This window comes from Mesorhizobium sp. WSM3866 (assembly GCF_002294795.1).
Taxonomy (GTDB): domain Bacteria; phylum Pseudomonadota; class Alphaproteobacteria; order Rhizobiales; family Rhizobiaceae; genus Mesorhizobium.
Map to the genome: position 1 here is coordinate 330,031 of NZ_NSGC01000007.1, position 16,200 is coordinate 346,230.

General features: G+C 62.1%; 17 protein-coding genes and 3 tRNA genes. 12 read left to right on the plus strand and 8 right to left on the minus strand.

Annotated features, from left to right (window positions below; all coding sequences use genetic code 11):
* Window positions 1-3: 3 nt before the first annotated feature.
* On the minus strand, window positions 4-1,083 hold the full coding sequence (locus CK222_RS18470; RefSeq protein ID WP_095801322.1) for a spermidine/putrescine ABC transporter substrate-binding protein: 1,080 nt from the start codon (window positions 1,081-1,083) through the stop codon (window positions 4-6).
* A gap of 92 nt (window positions 1,084-1,175) precedes the next feature.
* Here CK222_RS18470 and CK222_RS18475 point away from each other — a divergent pair, with 92 nt between their 5' ends.
* Complete coding sequence (locus CK222_RS18475) at window positions 1,176-1,790, plus strand: TetR/AcrR family transcriptional regulator (RefSeq protein WP_095801323.1); 615 nt, start codon at window positions 1,176-1,178, stop codon at window positions 1,788-1,790.
* 55 nt (window positions 1,791-1,845) lie between these two features.
* Here the strand turns inward: CK222_RS18475 and CK222_RS18480 are convergent, their stop codons facing one another.
* The gene (locus CK222_RS18480; protein ID WP_095801324.1) at window positions 1,846-2,049 is read right to left on the minus strand and encodes a DUF2905 domain-containing protein; all 204 of its coding nucleotides are present in this window, start codon (window positions 2,047-2,049) and stop codon (window positions 1,846-1,848) included.
* A gap of 69 nt (window positions 2,050-2,118) precedes the next feature.
* Window positions 2,119-2,194 (minus strand) — tRNA-Thr (locus CK222_RS18485).
* Between the two features lie 150 nt (window positions 2,195-2,344).
* Here CK222_RS18485 and CK222_RS18490 point away from each other — a divergent pair.
* Both CK222_RS18490 and CK222_RS18495 read left to right on the plus strand, forming a co-directional pair.
* Complete coding sequence (locus CK222_RS18490; RefSeq protein ID WP_082953745.1) at window positions 2,345-2,512, plus strand: hypothetical protein; 168 nt, start codon at window positions 2,345-2,347, stop codon at window positions 2,510-2,512.
* Window positions 2,513-2,782: 270 nt separating this feature from the next.
* Window positions 2,783-3,094 carry a BA14K family protein gene (locus CK222_RS18495; RefSeq protein ID WP_066989901.1) on the plus strand — a complete coding sequence of 104 codons (312 nt, stop codon included), beginning with the start codon at window positions 2,783-2,785 and terminating at the stop codon, window positions 3,092-3,094.
* Window positions 3,095-3,201: 107 nt separating this feature from the next.
* On the opposite strand, the gene CK222_RS18500 is transcribed toward CK222_RS18495, so the two are convergent.
* A complete protein-coding gene (locus tag CK222_RS18500) occupies window positions 3,202-3,561 on the minus strand; it encodes a hypothetical protein (RefSeq protein WP_245433076.1) in 360 nt (119 codons plus the stop codon).
* Window positions 3,562-3,787: 226 nt separating this feature from the next.
* A complete protein-coding gene (gene bhcR / locus CK222_RS18505) occupies window positions 3,788-4,609 on the minus strand; it encodes an HTH-type transcriptional regulator BhcR (RefSeq protein WP_095801326.1) in 822 nt (273 codons plus the stop codon).
* 202 nt (window positions 4,610-4,811) lie between these two features.
* Here bhcR and gcl point away from each other — a divergent pair, with 202 nt between their 5' ends.
* The 3 genes from gcl to CK222_RS18520 all read left to right on the plus strand — a co-directional run bounded on the left by gcl (window position 4,812) and on the right by CK222_RS18520 (window position 8,499).
* On the plus strand, window positions 4,812-6,593 hold the full coding sequence (gene gcl, locus CK222_RS18510; protein WP_095801327.1) for a glyoxylate carboligase: 1,782 nt from the start codon (window positions 4,812-4,814) through the stop codon (window positions 6,591-6,593).
* 28 nt (window positions 6,594-6,621) lie between these two features.
* A complete protein-coding gene (gene otnI, locus CK222_RS18515) occupies window positions 6,622-7,419 on the plus strand; it encodes a 2-oxo-tetronate isomerase (protein WP_095801328.1) in 798 nt (265 codons plus the stop codon).
* Between the two features lie 195 nt (window positions 7,420-7,614).
* On the plus strand, window positions 7,615-8,499 hold the full coding sequence (locus tag CK222_RS18520) for a 2-hydroxy-3-oxopropionate reductase (protein WP_095801329.1): 885 nt from the start codon (window positions 7,615-7,617) through the stop codon (window positions 8,497-8,499).
* A gap of 126 nt (window positions 8,500-8,625) precedes the next feature.
* Here the strand turns inward: CK222_RS18520 and CK222_RS18525 are convergent, their stop codons facing one another.
* Window positions 8,626-9,489, minus strand: a complete 864-nt coding sequence (locus CK222_RS18525; protein ID WP_095801330.1) for an RNA methyltransferase — start codon at window positions 9,487-9,489, stop codon at window positions 8,626-8,628.
* A 200-nt stretch (window positions 9,490-9,689) separates the two neighbouring features.
* On the opposite strand from CK222_RS18525, the gene CK222_RS18530 reads away from it, so the two are divergent.
* Both CK222_RS18530 and CK222_RS18535 read left to right on the plus strand, forming a co-directional pair.
* Window positions 9,690-9,774, plus strand: a tRNA-Tyr gene (locus CK222_RS18530).
* A 68-nt stretch (window positions 9,775-9,842) separates the two neighbouring features.
* A tRNA-Gly gene (locus CK222_RS18535) sits at window positions 9,843-9,916 on the plus strand.
* 76 nt (window positions 9,917-9,992) lie between these two features.
* Here the strand turns inward: CK222_RS18535 and CK222_RS18540 are convergent.
* Window positions 9,993-10,445, minus strand: coding sequence for a YidB family protein (locus tag CK222_RS18540; protein ID WP_067321636.1), 453 nt, complete (start codon window positions 10,443-10,445; stop codon window positions 9,993-9,995).
* A 126-nt stretch (window positions 10,446-10,571) separates the two neighbouring features.
* Here CK222_RS18540 and CK222_RS18545 point away from each other — a divergent pair, with 126 nt between their 5' ends.
* Window positions 10,572-10,829 carry a GlsB/YeaQ/YmgE family stress response membrane protein gene (locus CK222_RS18545; RefSeq protein ID WP_067321514.1) on the plus strand — a complete coding sequence of 86 codons (258 nt, stop codon included), beginning with the start codon at window positions 10,572-10,574 and terminating at the stop codon, window positions 10,827-10,829.
* Window positions 10,830-10,950: 121 nt separating this feature from the next.
* On the plus strand, window positions 10,951-11,757 hold the full coding sequence (locus CK222_RS18550; RefSeq protein ID WP_095801331.1) for a sulfotransferase family 2 domain-containing protein: 807 nt from the start codon (window positions 10,951-10,953) through the stop codon (window positions 11,755-11,757).
* A gap of 26 nt (window positions 11,758-11,783) precedes the next feature.
* Here the strand turns inward: CK222_RS18550 and CK222_RS18555 are convergent, their stop codons facing one another.
* Window positions 11,784-12,671, minus strand: coding sequence for a DMT family transporter (locus tag CK222_RS18555; RefSeq protein WP_095801332.1), 888 nt, complete (start codon window positions 12,669-12,671; stop codon window positions 11,784-11,786).
* 282 nt (window positions 12,672-12,953) lie between these two features.
* On the opposite strand from CK222_RS18555, the gene tuf reads away from it, so the two are divergent.
* Together tuf and CK222_RS18565 are read left to right on the plus strand one after the other, a co-directional pair.
* Window positions 12,954-14,129, plus strand: a complete 1,176-nt coding sequence (gene tuf / locus CK222_RS18560; protein ID WP_066989565.1) for an elongation factor Tu — start codon at window positions 12,954-12,956, stop codon at window positions 14,127-14,129.
* Between the two features lie 111 nt (window positions 14,130-14,240).
* Entirely contained in the window at window positions 14,241-16,034 is a 1,794-nt protein-coding gene (locus CK222_RS18565) for a hypothetical protein (RefSeq protein ID WP_245433077.1), read from the plus strand.
* The last annotated feature ends 166 nt before the right edge of the window (window positions 16,035-16,200 follow it).

Here is a 16,200-nt window from a genome sequence, read left to right on the forward strand (position 1 = left end):
CGATTACTGCGCCTGCAGCATTTCGGTCCACATGTCCTGCATCTTCTTGTCGAGATCGGCGTTCGGCGCCGGATAGGCCTGGGCGCGGGCGAGGAAGCCGGGCTGCTCGTCGAAGCGCAGGATCTTCTTCTGCTCGTCGGTGAGCGCTGCCTTCTTGTTGGACGGCATGCCCCAGTAGCAGGAGGAGGTGGCAAGGCGCGCCTGGCCTTCCGGGCTCAGAATGTACTGAATGAATTTTAGCGCCATGTCCTTGTTCTTGGAATCCTTGAACATGGCGAGCGACTGCGACCACAGCACCGCGCCTTCCTTGGGGATCGAGAAGTCGAGCGCCGGGTTTTCCTTGGCGAGCCCCGCCGTCACCCACTCGCCGCCGCCGACAAGGACGTCCACTTCGCCGGTCGCAAGCGCGGTCTGGCTGGCGGTGACTTCGCCGACCAGCTTGGCGTTGGCCTTCATCTTGAGCAGCTCGGCCTTGAGAGCGGGCAGGTCTGCCTCGGTGAGGTCGGCCGTCTTCTTGCCGATCGCCAGAGCCGCCATGCCGATGACCGGCAGGTAATAGTCGTAGATCGCGATCTTGCCCTTGTATTTGTCGCTGGTCAGCGAAGCCAGCGACTGCATGTCGGCCGGATCGACCTTGGTCTTGTTGAAGCCGATCGTGTTGTAGCCGAACTTTTCGGTGATGCCATAGCGCTTGCCGTCGACCACGGTGGACTTGTCCATCTTCACTTCCGGAAAGAGGTCGGCGAAAGGCAGCTTTTTCTCCGGCAGCGGCTCGAACAGGCCTTTCTCGACACCGCGCGGCACGTCGATGGAATCGATCACCATCACGTCCCAATCGCCCGGCTGCGATTGATCGACGATCGCAAGTCCTGCGCCTGTGCCCTCGAATTCCTTGACGTTGACCTTGACGTTGTTGGCCTCCTCGAAGGGCTGCAGCAGCGCCGGATCGGAGTGGTCGCACCAGATCAGCGCGTTGAGATCGGCGGCCTGAGCGCCGCCCGCGGCGAGCAGCGCCACAGCAGCGCAGGCGGCTCCGAGACGGGACTTGAGGCTGGAAAGCAGATTCCGGACATTGACGGTCATCGAGTGTTCTCCCTGCCTTGCTGGCTTGTTGAGGAAAAGTTGAACCAATTCTAAAATTGAGTCAATTATGATTTTATGGCAGAAAGGCCGATATGAGCGGATTGCGCGCACGCCAGAAGGCGGACAGGCACCGCCGCATCATCGATGCGGCGACGGAGCTTTTTCGTGAGGCCGGCTATGAAGGCGCCAAGATCGAGGCCATCGCTGCGCAAGCCGAAGTCTCGATCGGCACGATCTACAATTACTACCAGAATAAGGGTGACATCCTCGGCGCCATCGTCGCTATGGAGGTCAACGAGGTGCTGAATGCCGGGCAAGGCGTGGTCGGCAGCCCGCCGGCCGATGTCGGCGACGCGCTCGACAGGCTGATCGGCATCTATATCGAGCACTCGCTCAATTACCTGAGCAAGGAGATGTGGCGGCAGGCGATGGCAATCTCGACCCAATTGCCCGACAGCCCTTTCGGCCAGGCCTATACCGCGCTCGACCGCGCCTTGACCGAACAGATCCGGGCGCTGATCGCCCGCCTGCAGGAGATCGGCCTGGTGCGGTCAGACATCGATGGCCCGGCGGTGGGCGAGCTGATCTTCAACAACATGAACATGATGTTCATCGAGTTCGTGAAGCGCGACGAGGCGAAAATCCCGGAGCTGCGCGCGGCGATAAAGCGGCAGAACCGGATCTTGGTGGCTGCGATCGGCGTATAGAAGATCAAGAGCGAGCGGGTAGAGGGCTTTCAGCAAAGCGCTGCGGCCGAACTACTCAGTTACGGTTGATCAGCCACAGAATGGTCGAGAGAACGACACTGATCAGAATTCCCGTGGTGATGGGAAAGTAGAGCCTGAAATTCTCGCGCTCGATCACGATATCACCGGGCAACCTGCCGAGGCCGATCCTGGTCACCCATGGCCACAGCAGGCCAGCGGCAACTATGCTGAGGCCAATGACGATCAGAGTTCGCGACATGGCAGCACCTGCCGGAAATAGCGCATTGCCAGAATATAGTGATGCTTCGAAAGCTGGCAGAGCGAAGGATGGTGCCCCCGGCAGGGATCGAACCCGCGACCTTCGGTTTACAAAACCGCTGCTCTACCAGCTGAGCTACAAGGGCACGGCGCTCCGGTAGCACATTTCGTGCGCCAGTAAAGACAAAACTCCGTTTTGGGTTGCTAATGGACCGCTTGGCTTAGTCGGCATGCTGAAAGAGGCGCGCCGCTTCCTACATCTCTGTCGGGTGCAATCGCGTCGAACGGGGTGTCGCATGATCAGATTCGTCATCATCCTGCCGCTCATCGTCGTGACCTGGCTTCTCCTGATGAAGGCCGTCAGCGATCTGAAGAAGGCCAACATCGACTGGACGGGCGTCACCACGATCATCGGCTTCATCGTGCTGGCCTTCTGGCTGCGGCACGTGACGGGAATGGGGTGAAGGGGAGTGAATGGTTAATGGTGAAAGGCGGCGTTTTCTCGACCATTCACTCATTCACCCATCCATCGAACCTTTTGCCGCCGCTCCGCCACAACTGATCACCAGAGGCGAATGGTCGCCTCGATCAGAGATAGGAGCAGTCCCGAAAGATTTGAGCCGCTTCCGGGCACTCAAAAAAATCAGAAAAAAACTTCGAACCTTTTCCGCGCTGCAACGACAGATGATCAAGAGGCGGATGGATCGCCTCGGTCAGGAACCAAGGAGATCATCATGTTCAAGCGCACGCTCGTTTCGACCCTTATCGCCACCTCTGTCGCCGCCGGCACGCTGGCCGGCACCGTCCAGCCTTCGGCCGCTCACGACCATCATCACCGCCGCGAGCTCGGCATCGGCATCGCCGCCGGCGTTGGCGGCTTCGTCCTGGGCAACCTGCTCGCTCAGCAGCCGCGGACGGTCTATGTCGAGGATGGCTACCACGGTTCCTGGCATGTTCGCCGCTGCATGGCCCGCTATGCCAGCTACGATCCGGGCTCGAACACCTACATCGGCTACGACGGCTATCCGCATTACTGCCGCCTCTGAGAGCAATTCCAGGAAAAGCGCATAGCGGTTTTCCGTCCGGAATTGCGTAAAACAGAGGAGAGCCACCGTCCGGAAAGGGGGCTTCGCGGCCCCTTTTTCGTTTGGTGCTACGAAGTCTTGGCCTCGATCGCCAATCCCGCGCTGCGGCAAGCGCCGGCAACGGCAAGCCCGGCATTAGACGTTTCACCGCTCATCGCGACAAGTTCGAAGCTGTTTCCGGCATCCGGGTTGACCTTGGCAATGAAGGCTTTGCCGTCGCTGGAGCCGCCGGCCGAGCGCTTGTCGTCGACAAAGCCGCAAACCACGATCTCATGGCGGCCGTTCAACGTCCGCTCACCGGCAAGCATCGTCCCGAACTTCGCCGAGACTGGATCCTTCAAGTGCTGGCGGACGCCGGCGGTAATGATCTCCTCGAGGGCAAGCGAGATCGGTATGGAATCGACGCGCTGCCCGTTCGAGTCCGGCACCGGTGTCGTGGCAGCGCATCCGCAAAGTGAAGCGGCGAGCAATAGTTGAACCGTTTTCCGCATCCACGCCCTTTCGCATGCATTCGAACGCCTCGGCAAGACGGCAGGGCCCATGCAGCCGAGGGTGTACAGCGATACGTTTAGTCCGGCCGTCCCGAGATGGTGGCCAAGAGCGCGCTGCCCGGCGCATGACGCCGGGGTCATGCGCAAACAAAAGCTGTCGCAGTCAGTAGACTTTCACGCCGCCGATCATCTTCGTCACCTCGGCCGCGGCCTCGCGCACCAGCGGACCGATCTCGGCCAGGCGCTCGGGCGTCACCCGCACCGTCGGGCCGGACACGGAAACGCCGCCGATCGGCTCGCCGAACTCGTTGAAGATGGCAGCGGCGACGCAGCGCATGCCGGGATGGCGTTCCTCGTCGTCGACCGACCAGCCGCGATGCTTGATGGTCGCCAGATCATGAGCCAGCGCCGAGATGTCGGAGAGCGTCTTGTCGGTGAAGCGCTGCAGGCCGGCCTTGCGCAGGATGGCGGCGACCCGCTCCGGCTCGAGATGCGCCAGCACCGCCTTGCCGATGCCTGATGCATGGAAGGAACTGCGCGTGCCCGGCCGGAAGAAGGCCCGGATCGCCTGATGCGTCTCGACCTGACTGACGAAAACCACGCAATCGTCCTCGGCGACGCCCAGATTGGCGGTCTCGCCGGTCTTTTCCATCAGTTCCTGCATGACGATGCGGGCGCGGTCGACTAGCTTGCGGCGGCGCAGGAAGGCGGCGCCCATGCGGTAGGTCTCGACGCCGATCGACCAGAGCTGGTCGGTCGAGTCGAACTCGACCATGCCGTGGTTCTCCAGCGTCGTCAGCATGCGGTAGGCCGTTGAGGCGGCGATGCCGCTGCGCGCCGCGATCTCGCTCAAGGACAAGCCGCTGGCGTCCGCGACGATCGCCAGGATGCGCAGCGCGCGGTCGAGCGACTGCACTGAAGCCGCTTCCTGCGGGCCGTTGAAGGCACGCGGCCGGCCGCGTTGGCGTTTTTCCGTGGTTTCCATGCACGCATTCTCCGCAATTTCGTGCGGAGCACAATGAAAAAGTTTTTCACTAGCCCGTCGTGGCGATTTTCTGGAAAAGGAAAAGATCAGGGAATTCAGCCAGGTACAACAGTTTTCTAGAAATGAAAAAATATTCTGAAAAAATTGAAAAATCGAGAACGCGTTGGCATTCTAAAGCCAACCAACGAAGTGGAGGCTGAACATGGCCAGGATGCGCGCTGTCGACGCGGCGGTTCTCGTTCTAGAAAAGGAAGGCATCACCAATGCCTTCGGCGTGCCGGGCGCGGCGATCAACCCGCTCTATTCGGCGCTGAAGGCGCGCGGCACCATCCGCCACGTTCTCGCGCGCCATGTCGAGGGCGCCTCGCACATGGCTGAAGGTTTTACCCGCGCCAAGCCCGGCAATATCGGGCTCTGCATCGGCACCTCAGGTCCGGCCGGCACCGATATGATCACCGGGCTCTATTCCGCCTCGGCGGATTCCATTCCCATCCTCTGCATCACCGGGCAGGCGCCGCGCGCTCGCCTCAACAAGGAGGATTTCCAGGCCGTCGACATCGCTTCGATCGCAGCACCCGTCGCCAAATGGGCCGTCACCGTCATGGAACCCTATCTGGTGCCGATGGCGCTGCAGAAGGCGTTCCACCTGATGCGCTCCTCGCGACCGGGCCCGGTGCTGATCGACCTGCCGCTCGATGTGCAGCTTGCCGAGATCGAATTCGACATCGAGGCCTATGAGCCGCTGGTTCCCTTCAGGCCGGCAATGACGCGCGCCCAGGCCGAAAAGGCTTTGGCAATGCTCAACCAGGCGCAAAAGCCGCTGATCGTCGCCGGCGGCGGCATCATCAACGCCGATGCTTCCGATTTGCTGATCGAGTTCGCCGAAGTCACCGGCGTGCCGGTCATTCCGACGTTGATGGGCTGGGGCGCGATCCCCGACGATCACCGGCTGATGGCCGGCATGTGCGGCCTGCAGACCTCGCACCGTTACGGCAACGCGACAATGCTTGAAGCCGACTTCGTCTTTGGCATCGGCAACCGCTGGGCCAATCGCCACACCGGGTCGGTCGACGTCTACACCAAGGGCAAGAAATTCATCCATGTCGACATCGAGCCCACTCAGATCGGCCGCGTCTTCGCGCCGGATCTCGGCATCGTCTCGGATGCGGGCGCGGCGCTGAAGATGCTGCTCGACGTCGCCACCGAGTGGCGTACGGCCGGCAAGCTGCGCGACTGGTCGGGCTGGGCGAAGGAATGCCAGCAGCGCAAGAAAACCATGAAGCGCAAGACGCATTTCGAGCAGGTGCCGCTGAAGCCGCAGCGCGTCTATGAGGAGATGAACAAGGCCTTTGCCCGCGACACCACCTATGTCACCACGATCGGCCTGTCGCAGATCGCCGGCGCGCAATTCCTGCATGTCTACAAGCCGCGCAACTGGATCAACTGCGGCCAGGCCGGCCCGCTCGGCTGGACGCTGCCGGCCGCGCTCGGCGTGCGCGCCGCGGATCCCGATCGCGCCATCGTCGCGCTCTCCGGCGACTACGACTTCCAGTTCATGATCGAGGAGCTGGCGGTCGGCGCGCAGCACAACCTGCCTTACATCCACGTCGTCGTGAACAACGCCTATCTCGGGCTGATCCGCCAGGCGCAGCGCGGCTTCTCGATGGACTACGAGGTGAGCCTCGCCTTCGAGAACGTCAACCGGGCAAACGATCCCGAGGCCGGCTACGGCGTCGACCATGTCGCGGTCGCCGAGGCGATGGGCTGCAAGGCGGTTCGCGTGCGCAAGCCGGAAGAGTTCGCCGGCGCCTTCAAAGAGGCTGAGCGGCTGATGAAGGACCACCAGGTCCCGGTCGTTCTCGAATTCATCCTTGAACGTGTCACCAACATTTCCATGGGCACCGAAATCGACAAGATCACCGAATTCGAGGAGCTTGCCGAAAGCCACGAGGATGCGCCGACGGCGATCGTGATGCTCGATTGAGGTCCGGCGGAAAGAAGGAGCAAAAAGAATGCCGCGTTTTTCAGCCAATCTTTCGATGCTCTTCGGGGAGCACGAATTCCTAGATCGTTTCGATGCCGCTGCCCGCGCCGGCTTCAAGGGCGTCGAATATATCGGGCCGTACGACCATGCGCCGGACGTTGTTGCCGCTCGCCTCAAGAAGAACGGCCTGACGCAGGTTCTCTTCAACCTGCCGGCCGGCGACTGGGCAAAGGGCGAGCGCGGCATTGCCGTGCTGCCCGACCGCGTGCCTGAATTTCGCCAGGGCGTCGCCAAGGCGATCACTTATGCGCACGCGGTTGGCTGCGAGCAGGTCAACTGCCTCGCCGGCATCGCGCCGCAGGGTGCCGATCGCACTACTTTGGAAAACGTCTTTGCCGAAAATCTCGCTTTCGCGGCCGAAAAGCTGGAGCAGGCCAGCATCAAGCTGCTGATCGAGCCGATCAACACTCGCGACATTCCGGGCTTCTTCCTGAATTACACCGATCAGGCGCTGGCGCTGATCGACCGCATCGGCTCGAAGAACCTGTTCCTGCAATACGACATTTATCACATGCAGATCATGGAGGGGGATCTCGCCCGTACCATCGAGGCAAACCTTGGCCGCATCGCGCATATCCAGCTTGCGGACAATCCCGGCCGTCACGAGCCGGGGACGGGCGAGATCAATTATCCCTTCCTCTACGACCATATCGACCGGCTCGGCTATTCCGGCTGGATCGGCGCCGAATACAAACCGAAGGCCGGCACGGAGGTGGGACTCGGCTGGTTCCGGCAGTTCGCCGGGCAGGGGAGTGCGGCGGCTTAGGCGCTTCTCAACCAGCCTCGGCGCTGCCCCTCACCCTTACCCTCTCCCCGTGAAAAACGGGGGAGAGGGGGGTCGCCAGCGCTGGAGCTTGTCCCCCTTCTCCCCATCCTTCACGGGGAGAAGGTGCCGGCAGGCGGATGAGGGGCGGCGCCAGCCTTCGATCCATTCGGACAAAGACCTTCAGGAGACCGCAAAATGGAAACCATCGGCTTCATTGGCCTCGGCATCATGGGCGCGCCGATGGCGGGGCATCTGCTCGACGCCGGCTACCCGGTCATCGCCAGCGACCATCGCTCGAAGCCGCCGGCCGCTCTCGCGGCCAAGGGGCTGAAGACCGTCACCGGCCATGATGCGGTGGCCAGCGCCGCCGGCATCATCATCACCATGGTGCCCGACACGCCGCAGGTGACGGATGTGCTGTTCGGCGAAAACGGCGTCGCTTCAGCTCTGTCGAAAGGCAAGCTCGTCATCGACATGAGCTCGATCTCGCCGATCGCCACCAAGGACTTCGCCAAGAAGATCAACGATCTCGGCTGCGACTATCTCGACGCGCCGGTATCCGGCGGCGAGGTCGGCGCCAAGGCAGCCTCGCTTACCATCATGGTTGGCGGCGAGGAAGAGGCGTTCGAGCGCGCCAGGCCGGTGTTCGAGAAGATGGGCAAGAACATCACGCTGGTCGGGCCGAACGGCGTCGGCCAGACCACCAAGGTCGCCAACCAGATCGTCGTGGCGCTCACCATCGAGGCGATCGGCGAAGCCCTGGTCTTCGCCTCGAAGGCCGGCGCCGATCCTGCAAAGGTTCGCCAAGCCCTGATGGGCGGTCTCGCCGCCTCGCGAATCCTCGAAGTGCATGGCGAGCGCATGATCAAGCGCACCTTCGCGCCCGGTTTCCGCATCGAACTGCACCAGAAGGACCTCAACCTCGCGCTGGAAGGCGCCAAGGCGCTCGGCGTTGCGCTCCCCAACACCTCGACGACGCAGCAACTGTTCAATTCCTGCGCCGCCAATGGTGGGGCGAAGGAGGATCACTCGGCGCTGGTCAGGGCGCTGGAGCGGATGGCGGGCCACGAAGTGGCCTAGAAGCGAATAGCGAATAGGGAGTAGCGAATAGGGATTGCAGGCCGACGGGCCGCCGTGTTTCGGCTATTCGCTATTCGCTATTCGCTATTCGCTATTCGCTATTCGCTATTCGCTATTCGCTATTCGCTATTCGCTATTCGCTATGAATTTTCTGGCCGCATAAAGGCTCACCGCCGCTGCGTTGGACACGTTGAGCGAGCGGATGGCGCCGGGCATGTCGAGGCGGGCGAGCGCGGTCACCGTCTCGCGCGTCTTCTGGCGCAGGCCCTTGCCCTCCGCCCCCAGAACCAGCGCAATTTTTCCTCCGGCGAAGCTCTTTTCCAGCTCCGCCGATCCCTCGGAATCGAGCCCGATCGTCTGGAAGCCGGCATCGTGCAGTTGACCCAGCGCGTCGGCGAGGTTCTTCACCTCGATCTGGTCGATGTGCTCCAGCGCGCCCGAGGCCGATTTCGCCAGCACGCCCGATTCCTGCGGGCTGTGGCGGGCCGTCGTGATCAGCGCGCCGGCGCCGAAAGCCACCGCCGAGCGCAGGATAGCGCCGACATTGTGCGGGTCGGTGACCTGGTCGAGCACCAGCACCAGCTTTGTGTCGCCGAGCGTGTCAAGGCGCTTGGGTTTAAGCGGTTCCGCCTCGATCAGCACGCCCTGATGCACGGCGTCCGAGCCGGTGATTTTGTCGATATCTTTCGGCTCGACCAACTCGGCCTTGAAGGGCAGGGCGGCAACATCGCCGATCGCCAGACGCTCGGCGGCATTGCGGGTCACCAGCATTCTTTTGATCTTGCGTCGCGGATTGTCGAGTGCGGCCCGCACCGTGTGCAGGCCGTAAAGCCGCACCAGTCCGTCGGCGGGGCCTTCGCCCGGCGGCACCGGTTGGCGCGGCCGGAATGCCGGCGCGCCGCCCGCCTTCTGGTCGCGATGCGCGCGCCTCAGCTTGGCGTAGTGGGTGTCCTTCGGGGTGCCCGGTTTGCTGCTTTTGTTGTCGCTCATGCCGACCTCTATAACCGTCCCGGCCGGCTAAGGATACGGGCTGCGGCGACGAATGCCGAACATCCTCGAAAAACCCTGGCCGCGCCGGTTGACACCCACCGGCCTTGCCGCCATAAGGCGCATCGCTGATTTCGGAGAAGATCCTTACTCGGGCTCCGGGTCGGCTGAAATGCCTCGTTGCATGGCTCCGGCGGCAGACTGGAGAGGTGCCCGAGTGGTTAAAGGGGACGGACTGTAAATCCGTTGGCTTAGCCTACGTTGGTTCGAATCCAACCCTCTCCACCACTGCCGGCCCGGAAGCCCTGAAACGAAAAGCACCGGAAGTGTGCCACTGTTTTCCGATGCTAGCGCAGGCGGGTATAGCTCAGTGGTAGAGCAGCAGCCTTCCAAGCTGAATATGCGGGTTCGATTCCCGCTACCCGCTCCAGATTTTCTTCGTCGTAGGCCTCAAAAGAAAAACGCCGAGCACCCGTGGCGCGCGGCGTGTTCGATCTGCCTTGTGCTTAGCTGTTGAAAGCCGATGTCACCTGATGTTGTGGCGGGACTTGGCCGTTCGGCGTCAGCTTGTCGACAACGCCGGGCAGCGCCGTGGACAATTGCTGCAGCAGCTCCTGCTCGTTCATACCGGTACGTTGCGCGATCTCGCGGATCACCGCCGGCCCCAGCGCCGAGCCGAGATCGTTGGCGTTGATCGGCCGGTTCTGGCCGGTGCCGACCCAGGAATCGGCTACGCCGCCGTGGCCGGCGTCTCGCAGTCTGTCGAGCAGCCCGCCCAGTCCGCCGAGCAGGCCGCCATCGGCGGAGGTTCCGGCGGGAGTTGGGGCGGGGGCCTGAGCTTCGGCCGGCTGTTCCTCGCTTCTGCCGCTCAGCATCTTGCCGACCAGCAGCGCGCCGAGCGCGATCATCAGGGGTTTGGTGATGTTGCCGCCGGGAACGGCGTTGTCAAAAAGGCCCATCATGGATCTCCTATCAACCAAGTCCACCCGGCGCCAGAATGGCTCAAGCGGGGGGATTTTCAAGCTGTCTTGAGCTTTTGACAATCATATGAAAATGATTGGCAGCGGGGGGATTGGAGGGAAGAAATGGGCATCATCAGCTGGATCATTCTCGGCGCGATCGCCGGCTTCATCGGCAGCAAGATCGTCAACAAGACCGGTCAGGGCATGATCATGGACATCGTGCTCGGCATCGTCGGCGCGATCGTCGGTGGCGTGATCTTCAGCGCCTTCGGCGCATCGGGCGTCACCGGCCTCAACATCTGGAGCCTGATTGTCGCCGTCATCGGCTCGGTCGTCGTGCTCTGGGCCTATCACCAGTTCTCCGGCAGGCGCACGCTGTAGAACGGTCAAACGATCGGCGAAACCACGGCTCGATCGCCGTGGTGGGATCGTCAGCCGAGCGCTGGTCGTCGAACGCGACCGCGCTGCGTATTGGCATTGGATGGCGTGGGGCGGAACGGCGATGGCGGTCCAGATTCAAGGCCTTCCGGTCACCTATTATCCAATCCCGAAAAGCGGCACCAGCAGCGTCAAATACGCGCTGATGGCGCTCGGCGGCAAGGAAGCCGCTCTGGTTGACCCGGACAACGACGTCCACAGTCAAATTGCAACCAATTGGGCCGATCCGTTCGAGCCGGTCTATGACGGGCTCAGCGGCAAATTCACGATCGTTCGTGATCCGCTGGAGCGGCTGCTCTCGGCTTATTCCAGCAGGATATTGGACACCGATGTCCTACGGTCACGCTCGCCCAACCTCGAGTTGCTCGAGAGCTTTGGGCTGCCGACCAACCCGGATCCCGATACCTTCATCCTCAACATCGAAAAATACTGCGCATGCTCAGGGGACATCCACTTTCACGTCGCCTCGCCACGCCGGTTCATCGGTTCCAGCCTGTTCCTGTTCGAGCACGTCTTCAAATTCGAGGACATGGACAAGGTCGGCGCCTTCCTGTCCACGGTCAGCGGCAGGACAGTCTCTATGCCGCGGCTGCAGGCAGCCCGGGGCAAGGTCAGTCCATCGGATCTGTCCCCCGCGGCGTTCAGAAAGGCGATGCGCTTCTGCCGCTACGACTACGGTTTCCTTGTCGACTATTACGATCCGGCACGATGGGGAGGCATCCCCCAAGGCGATCCCGATGAGACGTCCTCGCTGCATGTCGCCGGCGATCTGACCGCTTTTCGCAACGGCCGTCTGGTCTACCCGCGGACGCTGCGCAACCTCGTCGGATTCCTTGCCAAACGTCCGTTGAAGAAAAGGGTGGGGCTGTAGCGTTCAGCTTTTCAGTCCGGACGACCTCAGGCCACAACGCTCAAGCGCCTCCTTCGCTCGTCGAGCGAGACGATGGCGAGGCCGCTGCCGATCACCAGGAGAATGCCGCAGACGGCGAGCGTGTTGGGGAGCTGCCCGAACACCAAAAGGCCGGAAATCACCGCCCAGACGGTGAAGCAATAGTAGAAGGGCGCCACCGCGCTTGTCGGTCCGGCGCGATAGGCCATGAAGATGAAGAAGTGACCGAAGATCAGGAACAGGCCGGCGCCGGCAAGCAAAAGGAGATGACGGCCCTCCGGCATCACCCACTGTTCCGAGACAAGGTGTGCGACACCTGAGCCGAGCAGCACGACAACCACGGCGGAGATGGCGACGATCATGCCGGGCACCTCGGCGCCCACCTTACGTCCGGCGAGGTCGCGCGCCGCGGCCAGGGCCGCGTTGCCCAGCGCCAGCAAGGCATAGATGGAAATGCCCTGCATCGTCGGTTGCGCCACCATGACGGCGCCGACAAAGCCTAGGCTAATCAGCGCCATTCGCACGGCGCCGATCTTCTCGCCGAAAAGGAGCGAGGACCCGACCAGCACGATGAGCGGCGTGATCTGCCCGAGCGCCGTCGAATCGGCGATCGGCATGTTGGCCAACGCCACGACGTAGCAAAGGATCGCCGCCAGCTCGCAAAGGTTCCGGCGCAGCACCTTGCGTTCGAACAGCAGCGGGATCTGCCTGCCATAGCCGAGCATCAGCAGAAGCGGCATGCCCCACAGTGTGGCGGCCGCGCCACGCAGCAGCAGCACCTCATAAGGCGGCAGCCCTGCGGTCGCGAGCTTCATCATCGTGTCATTGACGAGGTAGGATCCCGTCGAGACGATCATGAACAGCGGGCCGCGGATATTTGCCGGAAGGAATTGCATTGGCTGAAGAAATCAGAGGCGGATCGGGGCGGCAATGGGCCAGTTCCGGCCGATCGGGCGTCTACCCGCGCGAAACTGTCGATGAGCTAGCCGAGGCAAGACGCGCGGATTTGAATTCGCCTGTCGCGATCCTATATCCGCGCCATACCCTGAAATCAGATCATTGGTTCGGCTCGAGCGAGACAACGCTCAACCACAAGGCACTTGTGTTTTGCGGCCGTTGTCGCTAATCGCCCCGCATTCGACTGAACTGAAGGTCAAGGCCGCCCAAGGAAAGAGACTATGGCAAAAGGTAAATTCGAGCGCACCAAGCCGCATGTGAACATTGGCACGATCGGCCACGTCGATCATGGCAAGACGTCGCTGACGGCGGCGATCACGAAGTATTTTGGCGAATACAAGCGCTATGACCAGATCGACGCGGCGCCGGAAGAGAAGGCGCGCGGCATCACCATCTCGACAGCGCATGTCGAGTACGAGACGGCCAACCGTCACTACGCCCATGTCGACTGCCCCGGCCATGCCGACTATGTCAAGAACATGATCACCGGCGCCGCCCAGATGGACGGCGCGATCCTGGTGGTTTCGGCCGCCGACGGCCCGATGCCGCAGACCCGCGAGCACATCCTGCTTGCCCGCCAGGTCGGCGTGCCCTCGATCGTGGTGTTCCTGAACAAGGTCGACCAGGTCGACGACGCCGAGCTGCTCGAGCTGGTCGAGCTCGAGGTTCGCGAGCTGCTGACCAAGAACGAGTTTCCCGGCGACGACATTCCGATCGTCAAGGGTTCGGCTCTGGCTGCGCTCGAAGATTCGAACAAGACCATCGGCGAGGACGCCATCCGCGAGCTGATGGCGCAGGTCGACGCCTACATCCCGACGCCGGTCCGTCCGCTGGACAAGCCGTTCCTGATGCCGATCGAGGACGTGTTCTCGATCTCGGGCCGCGGCACGGTCGTGACCGGCCGCGTCGAGCGCGGCGTGGTCAAGGTCGGCGAGGAATTGGAGATCGTCGGCATCCGTCCGACGGCCAAGACCACCTGCACGGGCGTCGAGATGTTCCGCAAGCTGCTCGACCAGGGCCAGGCCGGCGACAACATCGGCGCGCTGTTGCGCGGCATCGACCGCGAGGGTGTCGAGCGCGGCCAGGTTCTGGCCAAGCCGGGTTCGGTGAAGCCGCACAAGAAGTTCGTGGCCGAAGCCTACATCCTGACCAAGGACGAGGGCGGCCGGCACACGCCGTTCTTCACCAACTACCGGCCGCAGTTCTACTTCCGCACCACCGACGTGACCGGCATCGTGACGCTGCCGGCCGGCACCGAGATGGTGATGCCCGGCGACAACATCACCGTCGACGTCGAGCTGATCGTGCCGATCGCGATGGAAGAGAAGCTGCGCTTCGCCATCCGTGAAGGCGGCCGCACCGTCGGTGCCGGCATCGTCGTCACCATCAAAGAATGATCGATCCGGCACTTGCCGGCTCGACAAGGAAAGGGCGGTCTTCGGGCCGCCCTTTTTCGTTTACTTGCACAGTGCAGCATAAATGCAGCACGGTTGCTTCGAAGCTATTGCATGCACCACTGCCGCAATTATTATCGATTGCGGCAGGGGGCGTCGCCAATCATGATTTCGGGGCATCATTTAAACTGCACATCAAGATGGTTTCGCATACTGGTTCGCCGGGCACCGGTGCTTGCTATTGTGGTGGTGGCCTTTGCAGCAAAGGCCGATGACGTCCTCATACGGGCATGGCCCGATACGTTCATTTTGAACGGCCCGTCTTCCGACGGCTTTTCGGACATGCGGTTCATCTTTGCGCGTAGCAGTGCAGTCGGCTGTAAGACCAATTGTCCGGAATGGATTTCAGCGGAAGGCGCCATCACTGCCGACGCGCCGGCTCTGCTCAAGCGAGTGCTGAAAAAACTCGGCACCCGCAAACTGCCGATCATTGTCAATTCCCCTGGCGGCGATGTCGACGCCGCACTTCAACTTGGTCGCATCATACGGAAGAACGGGCTCGACATCGCGATCGGCAAGACCGAGTTTTCCGATTGTTGGCCGGGAACGGAGGGCTGCGGGGCCAGCTTCGGCAAGGGCGTTGCCTATTTCGGCGTGGCGTCTGATGGCGGCGCCATTTGCAACTCTGCATGTCCCCTGATGTTCGCAGGTGGCGTTCGCCGCGTAGCCGGTGGCTGGGCCTATCTGGGTGTTCATCAGATCACCACCACTTGGTTCCCCTCCACAAGGCATTTTCGAACCACCTATAAAACCATTCGGGGCAAAAGATATCAGGTCACAACGGAGACCGTCACCGAAGGCCGAAGCTACAAGACCTATAAGATGAGCAAGGGGTTCGCGCGGAAAATCTCGGCCTATTTGGCAGAGATGGGCGTGGGGCAGGGTGTCCTCGACAAAATGAAAGCCACGCCGGCGAGCGACATTCAGCGGATCACCCTCCACGACATGCTAACGATGAAACTGGCCACCAGCACAGACACCGTGGAGCTGTTCACCGGAGTGATCCTGTGCATGGGTGACAAACCGGCTCCGAATTGCCGGGAAATAGCGGAGGATGCCCGGCCGGCCGCTGTAACGACGGCAAAGCCGGCACCTTCTCGACAGGCGGAAGCTCCATCTTCCAAGCCAGCCAAAGCCCCGACTGCCGTGCCGTTTCGAGGAGCGGCAGGAAATGCCGCGCCGGAGATGCGTTTCGTGGTCGTTCGCGGCAGCGATCCGCTCTGCGATCCCGACTGCCCGGAATGGATTTCGGCGGAAGGCGCGGTCACCCCTCGAACCCCGCAAAAACTTCGCCAGTTGCTCGCCGCGCTCGACAACCCGCGACTTCCCATTGTGATCAGTTCACGAGGCGGCGACTTGTTCGGCGCCTTGGCCGCAGGGCGGCTTATCCACGAACGCAAGCTAGACGTCGTCGTCGCCCGCACCAATATCCTGGGTTGCAACCCGCCCGGGGCGGGCTGTCTTGACGACAATGGCGCCTATGTCGGGCTGATCAGCCAATTCGGAGTGGAGTGCGATTCAGCCTGCGCACTCATGCTCGCCGGCGGCGCCAGGCGGCTGGTCGACCCCAAGGCGCGGCTCAGCGTGTCCTCAATGGGACAGAAGCGGATTGTCAAAGCCTATTTGGACGAGATGGCGATCAGCCAAGGCCTGTTCGCAGCGATAGATCAGAGTTCGGTCGAGCGTCAGCTTGAACCCGATGTAATGCTCAAGGTCGGGCTGGTGACCGGGCCGGACACATCGGACACGCTGACTGGCCCCGCCATTTGCAGGTCCTCGCCAAAGCCGGACAATTGCCGGCTCCCGCCCTCCGCCAACGCCCAGGCAAAGACGCCGCCAGAACTTTAGCGTAGTCGCGACGAAGGTCGAGGCAGCAGCCGTCAGGCTGGCATTGCTCGCACCCTCTTCAATTCTATTGCAAGCATCGTCGCCGTAACTAGGCTGAATCGACATTCAGCGCATCCATAACATAGCTGCGGCGAGATGGATGAAGGCGAGGAAGTGGCCGGCGCGA